1 protein-coding gene is annotated in these 1,535 nt (G+C 53.6%); it reads right to left on the bottom strand.

Annotation, left to right across the window (positions count from 1 at the left end):
- Nucleotides 1-125 precede the first annotated feature (125 nt).
- A complete protein-coding gene (locus BM235_RS31525) occupies nt 126-1,292 on the bottom strand; it encodes an IS110 family RNA-guided transposase (RefSeq protein ID WP_090118232.1) in 1,167 nt (388 codons plus the stop codon).
- Between the last annotated feature and the right edge of the window lie 243 nt (nt 1,293-1,535).

Below are 1,535 nucleotides of genomic sequence, written 5' to 3' on the forward strand. Positions count from 1 at the left end.
GCAAAAACCAGCTAATGTTTGTCAACCCTATGTGGTTGGATTGCGGCATCGTTATTGCTATACTGTTTTTGAACTAACACAAAGAAGCCTCCGTTGGCGCGGATGCTTCTGGGTGAATATGGAATTTAGGCTTTGTAGGGCTCGCCTTTTACGAGGATGGCATGGACGTGATGCAAAAGCTTGTTGGCGCAAGCGATCACGACTACCTTGTAGGGCTTGCCCTCTTTCCTTTTCTTGTCGTAATAGGCTTTTAGCCGTTCGTTTACACCCTTTCTAAGCCCGCACTGCACAGCGACATACAGCGCTCTGCGTAAGCGTTTGGAACCCCTTTTCGAAATACGGCTGCTGCTGGCCGTGAACTTCCCCGAGCTGTGAACGCCTGGATCCAGACCCGCGTAGGCGACGAGTTGCTTGGGGTCCTCAAATTGAGCCGCATCCCCAATTTCCGCCGCAATGGCAGCCGCAAGTTTATCTCCCACGCCGGGAATCGTCCTCAGAAGTTCCACTTCCGGGAGCGCCAGCGCCGTCTCCTCGATGGCATGCTCAAGTTGACGAAGCTGTTCTTGCTGAGCGAGTATCATTTCCACCATACATAGTAGAGCCGTCTGCTGCGCTTTACTTGGCTGACTCAGAGTCGGCAACGCTTGTATTTGCTCAGCCTTTGCCTGCGCCCACGCTTTTCCGTGTGAAGAGCCGGCTGTTTCCCGAATCGTTTCAACCGTGATGGTTCCACCGCTTAACCTTCGGCGCAGGGCATGTAAGGATGTAGTGGAAAACAGATTGTGGAACACGCTCTCGTAAGCCGGACATACCTGATCCAGTAGAGCCCTGGCATTCAGCTTGGCCTGAACGAGCAGAGACGTCATAAACTCGTGCTGCCGCGTCAGGTGCTGCAGTTCAGCCATCTCCTCTGTCCGTGTTCGGTGCGGCAGGACATCCCCGCGGTAGAACATCTCGGCCAGATGCCAGGCATCCACCGCGTCCGTCTTCACCTTTCGCAGCTGTGTACCCTTGGCACGTTTGGATTGCAGAGGATTCACGATGTAGTGGCAATATCCTTCGCGTTCCAAATAGGCAACCAGACTGCGATGGTAATGCCCCGTCGCTTCCAACACCACCGCAGGCTCCAGCTTCGTTATCTGTCGTAATTCCTCCAGCAAGCCTCCTAATCGCTCGCACCCTTCCTCCGTATGCGTGATGCTGATAATCTTACTGTACGGCTTGTTCCGATCCGTAAACGCTTGGAGCATGCTTGTCCCTTTCGCCACATCCACTCCGACAACCGGTCTCATGTCATCTCCTCCTACAATCGTAGCCGGCATTCCCACGATGGTTCCAATCCCACAGCTTCGCTTGTGATGCGAGGTCCAAATGCCTCAACCAGCTCAAACATGGTCATTGGGGGTAGTGGGAGAACAGTTTTTGCGACGGGGTAAAACTCCCCAAAAACGCCCTCGTTCTCCCGGCTACCGCCATCTTAAACCGGCCATGTAAAAAGGCCAACCAGAAATTCTGGCTGACCTGATAATACGAAA

The sequence above is a fragment of the Cohnella sp. OV330 genome (assembly GCF_900112065.1).
Lineage (GTDB): Bacteria > Bacillota > Bacilli > Paenibacillales > Paenibacillaceae > Cohnella.